Below are 13,907 nucleotides of genomic sequence, written 5' to 3'. Positions count from 1 at the left end.
CGCAAGGCGTAACGCTTTTGCTATCCTCTCCCGCGATAAAAGCCACAGAAAAAAGTGAAACTATGCGAGCCTGGTACCTACTTTATTGCAAGCGCGGCCAATTATTGCGGGCCAAAGAACATCTGGAGCGTCAGGACGTGGTCTGCCTGAGCCCGATGATCGCGCTGGAGAAAATCGTACGAGGAAAACGAACCGAGGTCAGCGAACCGCTGTTCCCCAATTATCTGTTCGTTGAATTCGACCCGGAGCACATACACACCACTACCATCAGTTCAACACGTGGCGTGAGTCATTTTGTCCGTTTCGGCAACCTGCCGGCGTTGGTCCCTCAGCAGGTCATTGAGGATTTGCAACACCATCAGTGCACCACCCATGTCGACCCGGAAACACCTCAACCCGGCGATCAGGTCACCATCACCGAAGGGGTATTCAGTGGCTTAGAGGCCATCTATACCGAGCCGGATGGCGAGGCACGCTCCATGCTGCTGCTCAATTTGCTGAATAAGCAGGTGCGGCAGAGTATCGACAATCGACAGTTTCGAAAAGTCTGAACCGTCAGGGCCTGGCCCTGACGGCATGCTGTCATCAACAGTAATTACAGTACAGTGATTACCGTGATGCCATCAGCGGCGTAACGCGTCATCACGCAACCATTCGGCCACGCGTTTGGCGAAATAGGTCAGCACCCCATCCGCACCGGCACGCTTGAAGCACAGCAGCGATTCCATCACCAGCGGCTGTTCTTGCAGCCAGCCATTCTGGATTGCCGCCATCTGCATTGCATACTCGCCAGACACCTGATAAGCAAAGGTCGGCACACCGAAGGTGTCCTTCACCCGACGGACCACATCCAGATACGGCATACCCGGTTTCACCATCACCATATCAGCGCCTTCCTGCAGATCCTGTGCGATCTCCTGCAACGCCTCATTGGTGTTGGCCGGATCCATCTGATAGGTTTTCTTGTTGCCGCCTTTCAGGTTGCCCGAGGAACCCAATGCATCGCGGAATGGCCCGTAGTAACAAGACGCGTACTTGGCGGAATACGCCATGATCTGGGTATTCACCAGCCCTTGCTCTTCCAGCTGTTCGCGAATCGCACCGATTCGGCCATCCATCATGTCGCTGGGGGCCACGATCTCTGCACCGGCTTGTGCATGAGATAACGCCTGACGCACCAGAATCTCTTTGGTAATGTCGTTGACCACATAGCCGTCTTCATCAATGACACCATCCTGACCGTGAGTCGTGTAAGGATCCAGCGCCACATCGGTCAGCAGCCCTAGTTCCGGCACGGCATCTTTCAGCGCACGCACCGCACGCTGCACCAACCCATCCGGATTGTAGGCCTCTTCAGCCAGCAACGACTTTTTATCTGCTTCGATCACCGGGAACAGCGACAGCACTGGGATACCCAGTTTGGCAATCACTTCCGCTTCTCTTACCAGCTCATCAATGGTCAGGCGATACACGCCCGGCATGGAGGGTACTTCCTGACGTCCCTGCTTGCCTTCCATGACAAACACCGGATAGATGAGGTCGTTAACCGTAACCTGATGTTCTGCCACCAGACGGCGGCTGAAATCATGGCGACGCAGACGGCGCAGGCGACGTCCTGGAAACGCACCGGGAAAAACATTACTCATCATTATTCTCCTTTCTGGCCCGGGCGGAAAATCCGACGGGCGTTTTCATCCACATTTCTGCCAAGCCATTGCGCATCCTGGCCACGCCAGAGCGCAACCTGATGGACGATATGCGGCAGAAAACAGGGTTCGTTACGGCGGGATGCAGGTTTAGGATGTAAATCCCGGGGTAACAGATAGGGCGCATCGGTTTCCAGCAACAACCGATCGTCCGGAATCCGGGGGAGTAGCGCGCGTAGCGCTAACCCACGACGTTCATCACACACCCAGCCGGTAATGCCGATCATCAATCCGGCACGCAGGCACTCATACAGCTCGTCGCCTGAGCCGGTAAAACAGTGCAACACCGCTGCGGGCAGTTTATCGAGCCACGGCGTCAACAGCGCCATAAAACGCGCATGCGCATCGCGGCAGTGCAAAAACACCGGCATGTCATGCTCAGCGGCAATCGCTAGTTGTGCGCTAAATGCCAGCTCCTGTTCTTCGGGGGTGGAAAAGTTACGGTTAAAATCTAACCCGCATTCGCCAATCGCCAGCACCTGCTCACGTCCTGCCAGTTGGTGAATCAGCGCCGCAGTGTCGTCACTCCAGCTGCTGGCATCATGTGGATGCACACCGGCGGTTGACCAACAGTAATCAGGATATTGCGCGGCGAGCAGGTACGCCTGCCCACTCTCACTGGCATTGGTGCCAGTCAACAACAAGCCCGTCACACCTGCCTGACGCGCCCTACTCACCACCTGCTCGCGGTCTGAACGAAACTGAGGGCTGGTCAGATTAACGCCTATATCGAACATGCGCAGATATCCCAAAATCCGTTATGGTGATCACCGTGGACACCCCCAAAAAAACAACACCTCCCGAAAGAGGTGTCACAGTAAGAATACCGCCGTTTGACGGCGAGATGCCACTCAGGAAGACGGCGCAGATTCGTCAACGTCTTCCTCTTCTTCTGGCCGACGCCGTTTACCAACGTAGAACCGGGCGAAAAACACGCCGATTTCAAACAGCAAATACATCGGAATGGCCAGCAGTGTCTGGGAGAACACATCCGGTGGCGTCAACAGCATCCCCACCACAAACGCCCCCACCAACACATAAGGCCGTTTCTGTTTCAGACTTTCCGGTGTAACAACCCCGCTCCAGCACAGCAGCACGATAGCGACCGGCACTTCGAACGACACACCGAACGCCATAAATAGCGCCATGACGAAATCAAGGTAGTTATTGATATCGGTCGCAATCAAGACCCCCTTCGGCGCGGTCTGGGCAAAGAAACTGAACGCTAGCGGAAAGACGATGAAATAAGCGAACGCCATCCCCATGTAAAACAACAGGCTGCTGGACACCAGCAACGGCATCATCAAGCGGCGTTCATGTTTGTACAAGGCCGGAGCCACAAACGCCCACACCTGATACAACACCAGTGGCGCAGATAAAAACACCGACACGATCAGCGTCAGCTTTATCGGGGTGAAAAACGGTGAGGCCACATCGGTCGCAATCATGCTGGCCCCAGCCGGCAGCTGTTTAATGAGTGGCGCAGAGACAAACTGGTAGATGTCATTGGCAAAGTAAACCAGTGCCAGAAACACGACCAGTACGCTGATAATGCTATTTAACAACCGCTTACGCAGTTCGATCAGATGGCTTATCAGCGGTTGAGTTTGATCAACAGCCATAGGTTAACGATCACCAGAAGGTTGGGAGGAAGAAGCGGGCAGCACCTGTTCAGGTTTGGCCTTGCTTTCAGTATGGCTGGCAGTATGGCTGACGTTTTCCGAAACCGGAGCCGCCGACACAGGTACATTTGACTCTGGTACGTTCGGCACCTTTGTCTCTGCCTGTATTTCTGCCTGCGCAGCCGGCTCAGTAGCCGGAACAGCCGCAACGGAAGATGGGGGAGCCATATCCGGCGTCACATTCTGCTGCGCATGGCTTTGCGCTTTCAGCTCAACTTCCAGCACGCCATCATGCACAGCTTCTGGATCGGCAAGCGGCACATGCCCTGGCGCATCGCTGTTATCCAGCTTGATACTGTGCAGACGCTTCATCGCTTCAGCGGCCTCTTTCAGCTCATCCATCGACGCTTTCAGCTCCGGCGACAAATTTTGCAACTGGCTGGCCTGTTCCACTTTTTTCAGGCTTTCCTGCAATTCCTGCAGTTTCATCTCCTGCGCCAGTTCATTTTGTACCGTCGATGCCAACGAGCGCAGCGCCCGTATCCACCCGGCCACCGTTTTTACCGCTATCGGCAGGCGTTCAGGTCCCAGTACCACCAGACCGATCACCATCACCAACAGCAGTTCACCAAACCCGATATCAAACACCGGTTACACCTGCTCTTTATGCTGGCTTTTCTCTTCCTGACTTGTCTGCGGCTTGTGCTCCGAAATGGACTTAGTCGCAAAGTCAGCGTCTTGTTGTTTGTCATCATTGGCAGCAGGCTTATCGTCACTCATTGCTTTCTTGAAGCCCTTGATTGACGCGCCCAAATCTGACCCCAGGGTTCTCAGCTTATTGGTGCCAAACAGCAACACCACGATCACCCCGATAATCAATAGATTCCAGATACTAATACCGCCCATACTATGCTTACCTCTTTACTCAAAAGGAATTCATGTAACACGTTCATCAGGCAACGTCGGGCTCCTGATGAGGCGTTTATTCAATGGGTACAACGATTCAACGAGTACTGCGCCAGCCGATAATCCAGGCCACAAAACCCGCGGCGAACAGGCCAGCCGGTATGATATCCGATTCGACCTGACTCACCAGCAGTATCGTCCCGCTCAGCAGCAACGTCGCCCCCACGCCCAGCAGATAACGCGCCTGACCGTATCGGGTACGTTGCGTGCGCAACTCGCCGGTCAATAACTCCATGTTCTGCTTCAACATTTTATGCTGACGTAAACTGTCATAGAACAATTCGGGGATCTCGGGCAGCTTTTCTGCCCAAAACGGCGCTTTCTCTTTAAATGCCCGCCACATGGCAGGCAAGCCGACTTGATCCTTCAGCCAGGTTTCCAGAAAGGGCTTCGCCGTCTTCCACAAATCCAGCTGAGGGTAGAGCTGACGCCCGACGCCCTCAATGTACAGTAACGTCTTCTGGAGCAACACCAACTGGGGTTGCACTTCCATATTGAAGCGACGCGCCGTATTAAAGAGGTTCAATAATACATGACCGAAAGAAATTTCTGCTAACGGCTTTTCAAAAATGGGCTCACAAACGGTACGGATAGCAAATTCGAACTCTTCTACGTTGGTATCAGCCGGTACCCAACCAGAATCTACGTGCAATTCAGCGACGCGGCGGTAGTCACGGTTGAAAAAAGCAATAAAGTTCTCCGCCAGATAGCGCTTATCTTCTTTATTCAGCGAGCCGACAATCCCGCAGTCAATCCCGATATACTGCGGATCTTCCGGATGTTCATAACTGATGAAGATATTGCCGGGGTGCATATCGGCATGGAAAAAACTGTCGCGGAATACCTGAGTAAAAAAGACCTGTACACCCCGTTCAGCCAGCAACGGCATATTGATGCCATGCCGCTTCAACGCATCGACGTCCGACACCGGAATACCGTAGATACGCTCCATGACCAGCACTTGCTCGTTGCAGTAGTCGGAATACACCTCCGGGACGTACAACATCGGGCTATTTTCAAAGTTTCGCCGCAACTGGATGGCGTTGGCCGCTTCGCGCAGCAGGTTTAGCTCATCCAGCAGCGTTTTTTCGTAATCGCGTACCACTTCACGCGGTCGCAAGCGACGACCATCCGGCAGCAATAACGGTAACCAGCCAGCCAGCCGATTCATCAGACGCATATCCGCCTTGATGACCGGCAATATATCCGGGCGAATGACCTTGATGACGATATCTTTACCCGTCGTTTTCAGTCTGGCGGTATGTACCTGAGCAATCGACGCCGATGCCAGCGGCTTAGCGTCAAAATCATCAAACCAGGTCTCCAGCTTGCCGCCCATTGACGTTTCAATCTGATGACGAGCCAGTTCACCATCAAACGGCTCAACCTGGTCTTGCAGCATCGCCAGTTGATCGGCAATGGCGGGAGGAAAGAGATCACGGCGTGTGGACATCATCTGACCGAACTTGATCCACACGGGACCGAGTTCCTGCAACGCCAGTCGCAGACGCTCGCCCAGTGGCTGGCCTTTGTGACGATTCGGTAACCAGAACAGTAAACAACGCCAAAGGCGTAGCGGCATGGTAAGAGGAATACGCGGAATCAGTTCATCCAGCCCATAGCTCAGCAACACCCGGATAATCCGGTACAACCGCAACAATTCTCCCGGCGTCATGGTGCTCCCTCCAGTTTTGCCAGCCTGGCGGACAGTGTCTCCACCGATTGCGCCAACGCTTCAACCTCGTCAGCAAACCAGAGCCCTTCCAGCTTGCCTGGCACCAGACGCCACTCCTCGGTAACTGTTTCCGACAACGCCTGCTGCTGGCGGCATGCCGAACGCATCACCGTGCCTGAAACCTTACCCGCCGCCTGACTCAGCCCTTCCGCCACCACATCACCCAGCCAGGGTGAAAGCCATTCTGCCGGGTCAAACTCCGCCAGATCCAGCAAGGTGACGAACTGCTGCGCCACCTGAATATCCCCTTCCAGCACCAGTTCACCACTACGCATCAGCGCAGACAATTGCTGCCGATCGCGCAATTTCATCAGTGCCGGTAAGCGGGTCTGCAGCCAACAGTCTGGCTGCGCTGCCCACTGGCTCACCACATCAAGGCGATATTCGGAAAAAACCAATACCAACGGCGTACCCAGTTCCGCGACATCAACTCGCAACGTTTTTCCGTGCAAACGCTGACGGGCGACTTTCAGACTCCGTTCACGGAACAAAAGCTGATTGAGCGCTGTTTCCAGTGCCGCCGTCAACACAGGCATTATCAACATGGGAGTATCCAACTCAGAATTTAAATCCGCGATGTAGCGCCACGATACCGCTGGTCAGATTGAAGTAATCCACGCTGTCAAAACCGGCATCGGCCATCATCCCTTTCAATGTCTCCTGGTCAGGATGCATACGGATGGACTCCGCCAGATAACGGTAACTACCGGCATCGCTGGCAACCATCTCGCCAATACGTGGCAGCACATGGAAGGAATAAGCGTCGTATACCTTGCTCAGCGCTTTCACGGTCGGCTTCGAGAATTCCAGCACCAGCAGGCGGCCACCGGGTTTCAGCACCCGGTACATGGAGCGCAGTGCTCGCTCTTTTTCGGTTACGTTACGCAACCCAAACGAGATAGTAATGCAGTCGAAAAAATTCTCTGGAAACGGCAGCGCTTCAGCATTGGCCTGAACATAACTGACATTGCCCACCACACCGTTATTGCGCAGCTTCTCGCGCCCTACTTTCAGCATTGACGCATTGATATCCGCCAATACCACTTCACCTTCATCCCCCACCAAACGGGAGAATTTAGCGGTAAGATCGCCGGTGCCACCCGCCAGATCCAGCACGCGCTGGCCACGGCGCACACCGCTGCATTCAATGGTAAACCGTTTCCAGACACGGTGAATGCCAAATGACATCAGATCATTCATCAGGTCATATTTGGCAGCCACAGAGTGAAAAACATCCGCCACCATGGCTTCCTTATCATCTTTCGCTACCGTGCGAAAACCAAAATGTGTCGTCTTATCCGAATCGTCTACCATGTTATCCACCTGCTTTTTCAACTTCAGGATCGCATTACCCATTAATGGGTAGCATTAATGGGTAGAGAGTGTACCAGACCCCGCCCAAAAGCGACCGCCCTTCTTTCCACCCTGTGCGCTGAACCTGATCAACATCATACCGCCGTGCCATTCGGCACATCATCCATGCCATCTACACTGTGTTCACTCTCATCATCATCACGCGTGTCTTGTGACAAGGCGAACAACGCATCAGGCGCTAAAGGCTCATCCTGCATCATGGGGACATTGACAGGCCGCTTAATCTCCACCCCCAACGCCCTGAACCCTTCGGCCTGGCCTATCAGATTGCCGCGCCCGGAGGCCAGCTTCTTCATCGCCTGACGATAACCTGCCTGCGCTTTATCCAGCCCTTGCCCCAGCGACGCCATATCATCAACGAACAAACGCAGTTTGTCGTACAACCGTGACGCGCGTTCGGCGATTAACTGCGCATTGCGGCTTTGCTGCTCATAACGCCAGAGATTGTTAATCGTCCGTAACGCTACCAGTAAAGTCGTGGGGCTGACCAGCATAATATTGTGGCGTAATGCCTCAGTGATCAGATCCGGCTGACGATCGATAGCCACCAGAAACGCCGGTTCGACGGGAATAAACATCAACACATAGTCGAGAGAACGCAATCCCGGCAGTTGCTGGTAATCCTTGCTGCCCAGCAACCGCATATGATTACGGATAGATAACAGGTGCTCATTCAGTGCCGCCGCTCGTTCAGCTTCATTATCGCCGTTGAAATAGCGCTCATAAGCCACCAGCGACATTTTGGCATCGATAACCACATCTTTGCCGTGCGGCAACCGGACAATCACATCGGGTTGCAGGCGGCTATTGCTCGCGGTCTGGACGCTGACCTGAGTCTCATATTCATGTCCTTCACGCAATCCGGAACTTTCCAGTACCCGGCTCAGCACCACTTCCCCCCAGTTCCCCTGGGTTTTGTTGTCACCTTTTAACGCATTGGTGAGGTTAATGGCTTCCTGCGCCATTTGGGCGTTGAGTTGTTGCAGATTACGGATTTCATGCGCCAGCGTGTGTCGTTCTCGGGATTCCGCCCCGAAGCTCTCTTGCACCTGACGACGGAAACCATCCAACTGCTCGCGTAATGGCGTCAACAGCTTCTCCATGCTCTGCTGATTTTGCTGGTCCACCTTATGCCCGGTCTGCTCAAAGATACGGTTGGCGAGGTTTTCAAACTGAGTAGATAAACGCTGCTCGCTATTCATCAATAACCGCTGCTTCTCTTCCGCCGCCAGTCGGGTCTCTTCAAGACGAATGGTGACTTCACGCAGCTCTGCTTCCTGCGCACCGTTGGCCTCACGCAACGCACGCAACTCCTGATTGAGCTGGGCGCACTCTTCACGCAACTCTGCCAGTTGCCGCAGTTTCTCCTCACCCGCCGCCAGTTGTGCGTGTAGCGAACGTAACTCCTGCGACTGTTGATCCAACCGCTGCTGGTCTTGCTGCCGCGCCTGCTGGTTTTCGCTCAGTTGCTGGCGCGTCTGTTCCAGCGCCTGCTGCTGTAACCGAAACTCAGTATCATGCCGCGCCTGACGCTGCTGTTGCAGCAAGCTGGCAGCCAGCCAGCCCAGCAACAGCCCCACAACGCCACCGCCGATGCCATAAAACAAGGAGATATCCACACCGCCTCCAGGTTATCAGTACCACTGCCCGCCAAGGTAAAGTGAGGCTGTATATCTGTCCAGAGGTTATGTGCGAAATCAGCCGGAAAAGCCGTCGAATAGCGAGAAAATGCGAGCCGACATCAGAAAGCAGAAAAGGTCGAAGACAAAAAAGAAGGAGAAGACAGAAAAAACAAAACCGGCCCGCAGGCCGGTTCTGATATCGATAAACGGGATTACGCCAGACGTTGCTTCGCGTCGGCAATCGCGCGTGCGACTTGCTGCGGCGACACCCCGCCCTGTGCAGCGCGCTTATCCAGACAAGATTGCAACGACAGCACGGGATAGACATCATCTTCGATGACTGTGCTGAACTGTTTGAGATCCGCCAGTGACAGCGCTTCCAGCGCTTTACCCTGACGAATCGCTTCCACCACCGCTTCACCAACGATGTGGTGCGCTTCACGGAACGGCACACCTTTGGCAACCAGGTAATCAGCCAGTTCAGTCGCGTTGGCATAGCCCTGCTGTGCCGCTTCCTGGCAGCGCGGACGTTTCACCTGAATGCCTTCCAGCACCAGTGACGCCATCAACAGGCAGTCGTGCCAGGTATCCAGCGCATCGAACAACCCTTCCTTGTCTTCCTGCATATCTTTGTTATAAGCCAGCGGCAGCCCTTTCAGCGTAACCAGCATACCGGCTAGCGCGCCCTGTACACGGCCGCATTTACCGCGGATAAGTTCCAGTGCATCCGGGTTTTTCTTCTGCGGCATCAGGGAAGAGCCGGAAGTCACACGGTCAGACAATTCGACAAACGCCGCTTCACCGCTGTTGAAGAAAATCAAATCTTCGGCAAAGCGCGACAAATGCACCATACCGATAGACGCATCGGACAGCAGTTCCAGCACGTGATCACGGTCAGAGACCGTATCCAGACTGTTGCGGGTAGCAGAGGCAAAGCCCAACCAGCCAGCCAGTTGCTCGCGGTCGATAGGATAAGCGGTGCCCGCCAGCGCGCCGCAGCCCAGTGGGCTGACGTCCAGACGCTTGAGCGTATCCTCAAGACGGCTCTCATCACGTGCGAGCATTTCATGGTAAGCCAGACACCAGTGAGCGAAGGTCACCGGCTGTGCGCGTTGCAGGTGGGTATAGCCCGGCATCACCGCATCCTGATTCGCTTCGGCGGTAACAACCAACGCCGCTCGCAGATGACGAATCGCCTGCGCCAGCTCACTCACCTGCGCCTTGCACCACAGTTTCAGGTCCGTCGCCACCTGGTCGTTACGGCTGCGCCCGGTGTGCAGTTTTTTGCCCAGATCGCCGACTTTCTCGATCAGTTTCTGCTCGACCCAGCTGTGGATGTCTTCCGCATCGCTTTGCAGGATAGCTTCCGGGTCTGCCTGCACCTCGGTTAGCAACGCATTGAGTGACTGCTCCAGTTGCTGCTGCTCCTGAGCGCTCAGTACATTTACCGTCACCAGGGCTTTAGACCAGCCGATGGACCCGATAATATCCTGCTCCGCCAGACGGTAATCAAACCGCAGTGAATCGTTGAACTGTTTAAAACGCCTATCTGCCGCCTGCGTGAACCGTCCGCCCCACAAAGCCATAACTACACTCCCGGTCTCTCTGATAAAAGCGGGCCGACTCCCGTTCAGCCCGCGATTGAACTGCCGTGTTCTTCCGGCGACTTACGCGGGAAGAACACGTATAACATGCTGACGGATTACGCCAGAATGCGGGTACCGATAGACACGCCGTTGAACAGCATGGGTAACTGCTCGGCATGACGCCAGCTGGCGATATCGACCGGACGACCCAGCGCACGCGCCGCGTCCAGTGCCGCATTCACTTTAACAATCATACCGTCGGTAATTATGCCCTGAGCGATCAGCTCTTCCGCTTTACCGGCGGTCATTTCCGCAATGCGCTGACCTTTACCGTCCAGAATGCCGCTCACGTCGGACAACAGGATCAAATCCGCGCCCAGCGTCTGTGCCAGCGCGGTGGCAGCCTGATCGGCGTTAACGTTCATCAGTTCACCGCCAACGGTAATACCGATGGAGCTGATAACCGGCAGATAACCGGCACTCAGCAGGGTATTGAGCAGTGCCGGAGAACCCGCTTGCGCTTTGCCCACATGGCCCAGCTCATCATTCAGTTGTGTCACCACGGTGCTGCCGCCATCCGCCAGACTCAGGCCCACCGCGTTGATGCCGTGACGAATCGCCCAGGCCAGCAGGGTTTTATTGGCAGAACCGGCCAGCGCGCCGGTAATAATGTCGATTTGATCGGCTGGCGTCACACGCAGGCCGTTTTTCTTGACCACCGGCAGCGACAGTTTCTTCATCAGGTCATCGACCAGACAACCGCCGCCATGAACGATCACCAGCGGGCGCTGATGCTGTTGACGGTAAGCGACCAGCGCGGTGAACAGGCGCTCCAGCGCCTCTTCGCTATCCAGTAATACGCCACCTAATTTGATAATTAACGGATTCATCGGTCTTTGCGCCTCAGGGTGTCATCAGAGTAAGGATTGGGTTTCAGGGAAACCGAAGCGAATGTTCATGCACTGTACCGCCTGCGCCGCCGCACCTTTGAGCAGGTTATCTTCGGTAGCGACCACGATCAGGTGCTCGTCTTGCACCACGAAGCCGATATCGCAGAACGGCAGTCCGACTACTGATTTCAGTGCCGGTACGCCTTTCTCATACAACCGCACCAGCGGTTTGTCGTGATAAGCATTGTGGTAGGCTTCCGCCACGTCCTGCGCGGTGACGCCCGGCTGCAAACGACAGGTAATCGTCGCCAGAATACCACGAGGGAAATTGCCCAGATGCGGGGTGAAAATCACCGGAATACCGAGATGGGTGGCGATTTCCGGGTGATGGCGATGATTGAAGATGCCATACGGCTGCAGGCTGACTTCACAGAAACTGTTGGTCATGCTCGCCTTACGACCCGCACCGCTGACGCCGCTGGTGGCATCAATCACCGGCCACTGGTTCGGGTTCAGCAAACCGCCTTCCACCAGCGGTTTCAGTGCCAGTTGAGACGCGGTGGGGTAACACCCCGGCACAGCGATAAGCCGCGCTTGCTTGATAGACTCTGCCTGCCATTCCGCCAGGCCATACACCGCCTGCGCCAGCCAGTCGGTGTGCTGGTGCTCGAAGCCGTAGTAACGGGTATAAAATTCAGGATCCTGCACGCGGAATGCGCCAGACAGGTCGAACACGGTACAACCGGCGTTCAGGAATTGCGGTGCAAGATCGTGGCTCACCTTGTGGTCGGTTGCCAGAAACACGACATCGACGCCTTTGGCGGCTTCAGCCAAGTCGGTCAACGGTTGCACCGGCAAATCAATAATGCCTTTAAGCTGAGGGTGCAGGTCGGAAATGCGTTTTCCCGCATCAACGCTTTGCGCAGAGACCGCTAAAGCGGTTATGTTCATCTGTGGGTGACGGTTCAGGTACAAGGCCAGTTCAGCGCCAGTATAGCCACTTGCACCAACGATCAACGTGTTCAGCATGAGTTCGGTATACCTTTATTGCCAGATAGGTGGAACAGTAAGCAGGCTCATCAGCGCGGCCACGCCGTTCACCCACAACAGCCAGAAGAAACGATTATGCGACAATCTCGCCTCGCCGCACAGCTTGTGATTTCATTTCGCCTGGCATTATTGTATTTTTATTCACAATAAATGCATGAATATTGATACTATCCTAACCCAGAGGCTGTCAACAGTGAAGATGAATTTACCCCCTTTTATGGAGCTCTACCGGGCATTGATCGCCACTCCGTCCATCAGCGCCACCGAGCGCGCACTGGATCAAAGCAATGAGACCTTAATCAATCTGTTGGCGGGATGGTTTAGCGATCTGGGTTTTCATGTCGATGTGCAGCCGGTTCCCGGTACGTTTAATAAATTCAATTTGTTGGCCCGTCTGGGTGAAGGTAACGGCGGGCTGCTGTTGGCCGGTCACACCGACACGGTGCCGTTCGACGATGGACGCTGGACGCGTGACCCTTTTACCCTCACTGAGCACGACAATAAGCTCTACGGGCTCGGCACCGCCGACATGAAAGGCTTTTTCGCTTTTATTCTTGATGCGCTGCGCAATGTGGATGCCAGTAAGCTGACCAAGCCGCTGTACATTCTGGCCACCGCAGATGAAGAAACGACGATGGCGGGTGCCAAATACTTCTCCGAGTCGACCGGCATCCGCCCGGATTGCGCGATTATCGGCGAACCCACCTCGCTGCAACCGGTACGCGCCCACAAAGGCCACATGTCGAATGTCGTTCGCATTCAGGGCCAGTCCGGTCATTCCAGCGACCCGTCACGCGGTGTTAACGCCATTGAGCTGATGCACGAGGCCATCTCTGAACTGATGGGGCTGCGTAACACACTACAACAGCGCTACCACAACCCGGCGTTCCACATTCCTTACCCGACCATGAATTTCGGCCATATTCATGGCGGTGATGCCGCTAACCGCATTTGCGCCTGCTGTGATCTGCACATGGATATCCGCCCACTGCCTGGCATGACGCTCAGCGATCTCAACGGCTTGTTGAGTGAAGCCCTGGCACCAGTCAGTGAGCGCTGGCCGGGCCGACTGACCATCAGCGAACTGCACCCGCCGATCCCCGGTTATGAATGCCCGGCGGACCATCAACTGGCACAGGTGGTGGAAAAACTGGTGGGGCAACCGACCGATGTGGTGAATTACTGTACCGAAGCGCCATTCATTCAGGAGCTGTGCCCGACGCTGGTGCTTGGCCCCGGCTCTATCAATCAGGCGCATCAGCCAGATGAATTTATCGATATGTCGTTCATCAAACCCACTCGCACCCTGATTACCCAGTTGGTGCACCACTTCTGCCAGCACTGATTTCGCCCGCC

The 13,907-nt window shown here is 55.0% G+C and carries 14 protein-coding genes; 2 read left to right on the top strand and 12 right to left on the bottom strand.

Translation table 11 applies throughout. The features are described 5' to 3' along the window. Positions 1–62: 62 nt before the first annotated feature. The gene (gene rfaH, locus DD586_RS00975) at positions 63–551 is read left to right on the top strand and encodes a transcription/translation regulatory transformer protein RfaH (RefSeq protein ID WP_012882945.1); all 489 of its coding nucleotides are present in this window, start codon (positions 63–65) and stop codon (positions 549–551) included. 72 nt (positions 552–623) lie between these two features. On the opposite strand, the gene hemB is transcribed toward rfaH, so the two are convergent. From hemB to argC, 12 genes are all read right to left on the bottom strand, one after another. Further along, on the bottom strand, positions 624–1,646 hold the full coding sequence (hemB, locus tag DD586_RS00970; protein ID WP_012882944.1) for a porphobilinogen synthase: 1,023 nt from the start codon (positions 1,644–1,646) through the stop codon (positions 624–626). Positions 1,647–1,648: 2 nt separating this feature from the next. Beyond that, positions 1,649–2,443, bottom strand: a complete 795-nt coding sequence (gene tatD / locus DD586_RS00965) for a 3'-5' ssDNA/RNA exonuclease TatD (protein WP_012882943.1) — start codon at positions 2,441–2,443, stop codon at positions 1,649–1,651. A 114-nt stretch (positions 2,444–2,557) separates the two neighbouring features. Continuing rightward, on the bottom strand, positions 2,558–3,328 hold the full coding sequence (gene tatC / locus DD586_RS00960) for a Sec-independent protein translocase subunit TatC (protein WP_012882942.1): 771 nt from the start codon (positions 3,326–3,328) through the stop codon (positions 2,558–2,560). Positions 3,329–3,331: 3 nt separating this feature from the next. Continuing rightward, the gene (tatB, locus tag DD586_RS00955; protein WP_012882941.1) at positions 3,332–3,976 is read right to left on the bottom strand and encodes a Sec-independent protein translocase protein TatB; all 645 of its coding nucleotides are present in this window, start codon (positions 3,974–3,976) and stop codon (positions 3,332–3,334) included. A gap of 3 nt (positions 3,977–3,979) precedes the next feature. After that, entirely contained in the window at positions 3,980–4,234 is a 255-nt protein-coding gene (gene tatA / locus DD586_RS00950) for a Sec-independent protein translocase subunit TatA (protein ID WP_012882940.1), read from the bottom strand. 97 nt (positions 4,235–4,331) lie between these two features. Then, positions 4,332–5,969: a ubiquinone biosynthesis regulatory protein kinase UbiB gene (gene ubiB, locus DD586_RS00945; protein WP_012882939.1), complete on the bottom strand. Its 1,638-nt coding sequence runs from the start codon at positions 5,967–5,969 to the stop codon at positions 4,332–4,334. Beyond that, positions 5,966–6,574, bottom strand: a complete 609-nt coding sequence (gene ubiJ / locus DD586_RS00940) for a ubiquinone biosynthesis protein UbiJ (RefSeq protein ID WP_012882938.1) — start codon at positions 6,572–6,574, stop codon at positions 5,966–5,968. The genes ubiB and ubiJ overlap by 4 nt, the downstream gene beginning before the upstream one ends. 13 nt (positions 6,575–6,587) lie before the next feature. Beyond that, entirely contained in the window at positions 6,588–7,343 is a 756-nt protein-coding gene (gene ubiE / locus DD586_RS00935) for a bifunctional demethylmenaquinone methyltransferase/2-methoxy-6-polyprenyl-1,4-benzoquinol methylase UbiE (RefSeq protein WP_012882937.1), read from the bottom strand. A gap of 134 nt (positions 7,344–7,477) precedes the next feature. After that, the gene (gene rmuC / locus DD586_RS00930; RefSeq protein ID WP_012882936.1) at positions 7,478–9,022 is read right to left on the bottom strand and encodes a DNA recombination protein RmuC; all 1,545 of its coding nucleotides are present in this window, start codon (positions 9,020–9,022) and stop codon (positions 7,478–7,480) included. Between the two features lie 215 nt (positions 9,023–9,237). Then, positions 9,238–10,611, bottom strand: coding sequence for an argininosuccinate lyase (argH, locus tag DD586_RS00925; protein ID WP_012882935.1), 1,374 nt, complete (start codon positions 10,609–10,611; stop codon positions 9,238–9,240). Positions 10,612–10,727: 116 nt separating this feature from the next. Continuing rightward, positions 10,728–11,501, bottom strand: coding sequence for an acetylglutamate kinase (argB, locus tag DD586_RS00920; RefSeq protein ID WP_012882934.1), 774 nt, complete (start codon positions 11,499–11,501; stop codon positions 10,728–10,730). 24 nt (positions 11,502–11,525) lie between these two features. Continuing rightward, positions 11,526–12,530: an N-acetyl-gamma-glutamyl-phosphate reductase gene (gene argC, locus DD586_RS00915; protein ID WP_012882933.1), complete on the bottom strand. Its 1,005-nt coding sequence runs from the start codon at positions 12,528–12,530 to the stop codon at positions 11,526–11,528. 214 nt (positions 12,531–12,744) lie between these two features. Between argC and argE the strand changes: the two genes are divergently transcribed. Next, complete coding sequence (gene argE, locus DD586_RS00910; RefSeq protein WP_012882932.1) at positions 12,745–13,896, top strand: acetylornithine deacetylase; 1,152 nt, start codon at positions 12,745–12,747, stop codon at positions 13,894–13,896. Positions 13,897–13,907: the final 11 nt, after the last annotated feature.

The sequence above is a fragment of the Dickeya parazeae Ech586 genome (genome assembly GCF_000025065.1).
Lineage (GTDB): Bacteria > Pseudomonadota > Gammaproteobacteria > Enterobacterales > Enterobacteriaceae > Dickeya > Dickeya zeae.
Note: the sequence above shows the minus strand (reverse complement) of the source record. Positions and strands in the feature narration are given on the sequence as shown.

What these genes read in the sequence shown, in the direction of transcription:
- ubiE (WP_012882937.1), bottom strand. Translation starts at nt 7,343, where the DNA reads ATGGTAGACGATTCGGATAAGACGACACATTTTGGTTTTCGCACGGTA.
- hemB (WP_012882944.1), bottom strand. Translation starts at nt 1,646, where the DNA reads ATGAGTAATGTTTTTCCCGGTGCGTTTCCAGGACGTCGCCTGCGCCGT.
- tatC (WP_012882942.1), bottom strand. Translation starts at nt 3,328, where the DNA reads ATGGCTGTTGATCAAACTCAACCGCTGATAAGCCATCTGATCGAACTG.
- argB (WP_012882934.1), bottom strand. Translation starts at nt 11,501, where the DNA reads ATGAATCCGTTAATTATCAAATTAGGTGGCGTATTACTGGATAGCGAA.
- ubiB (WP_012882939.1), bottom strand. Translation starts at nt 5,969, where the DNA reads ATGACGCCGGGAGAATTGTTGCGGTTGTACCGGATTATCCGGGTGTTG.
- rfaH (WP_012882945.1), top strand. Translation starts at nt 63, where the DNA reads ATGCGAGCCTGGTACCTACTTTATTGCAAGCGCGGCCAATTATTGCGG.
- tatA (WP_012882940.1), bottom strand. Translation starts at nt 4,234, where the DNA reads ATGGGCGGTATTAGTATCTGGAATCTATTGATTATCGGGGTGATCGTG.
- argH (WP_012882935.1), bottom strand. Translation starts at nt 10,611, where the DNA reads ATGGCTTTGTGGGGCGGACGGTTCACGCAGGCGGCAGATAGGCGTTTT.
- ubiJ (WP_012882938.1), bottom strand. Translation starts at nt 6,574, where the DNA reads ATGTTGATAATGCCTGTGTTGACGGCGGCACTGGAAACAGCGCTCAAT.
- argC (WP_012882933.1), bottom strand. Translation starts at nt 12,530, where the DNA reads ATGCTGAACACGTTGATCGTTGGTGCAAGTGGCTATACTGGCGCTGAA.
- tatD (WP_012882943.1), bottom strand. Translation starts at nt 2,443, where the DNA reads ATGTTCGATATAGGCGTTAATCTGACCAGCCCTCAGTTTCGTTCAGAC.